Raw genomic sequence first — 647 nt, forward strand, 5'->3', positions numbered from 1 at the left:
GGCCAACGGGCTTATTGATAATCAATATGGCTTCATCTTCATAAACAATATCCAGATCAACAGGCTCTGCCTTCCACTCACCCTGCGCTTCAAGTTCCGCTCTGAGCTCGATGAAGTCGTTAACTTTTACTTTTTCTTTCGGCTTCAGTACTGCGCCATTTACAGTCAATGCACCCTGTTTAATCCATTGCTGGAGGCGCGAACGCGAATAATCTGGCATCAATTCCGAAATCGCCTGATCTAAGCGCATCCCAGAATGTTCCATATCAATTACAAAATCCGCTTCTACGCTCTCGCGTGTATGCTCACTCATCTTCTATTCCGTGCAGTAGGACTCTTACGATACAGCCCAAAGTTATGACATAATCGACGCATTATAGCTGTGTTCATCCAAATCCTTTAAACAAATATTGATCATGGCCCGGTAAACACGAAGAGAAACATCAACTATGCCCCAGTGGATCAAACACTGTTTAATCATCGTATTAAGCGCCACGATTTTAGCTGCATGCAGCTCAGCACCAAAAAAAGAATCCAGTGAAAAAGAACTTTACGAAGCCGCTAAGAAATCGATCAAGCTTCGTAACTTCCAACAAGCAACGCTAGCGCTCGAAGAACTCGAATCACGCTTCCCATTTGGGAAATAT

2 protein-coding genes are annotated in these 647 nt (G+C 43.7%); one reads left to right on the forward strand and one right to left on the reverse strand.

All coding sequences use genetic code 11. The features are described 5' to 3' along the window. Nucleotides 1-313 (reverse strand): S4 domain-containing protein (locus tag A3739_RS06415; RefSeq protein WP_255376769.1); only part of this gene is annotated, 313 nt, incomplete at its 3' end. 136 nt (nt 314-449) lie between these two features. On the opposite strand from A3739_RS06415, the gene A3739_RS06420 reads away from it, so the two are divergent. Continuing rightward, nucleotides 450-647: tetratricopeptide repeat protein (locus A3739_RS06420; RefSeq protein WP_156502404.1), on the forward strand; the 198-nt coding region annotated here is incomplete at its 3' end.

The sequence above is a fragment of the Oleiphilus sp. HI0067 genome, assembly GCF_001635735.1.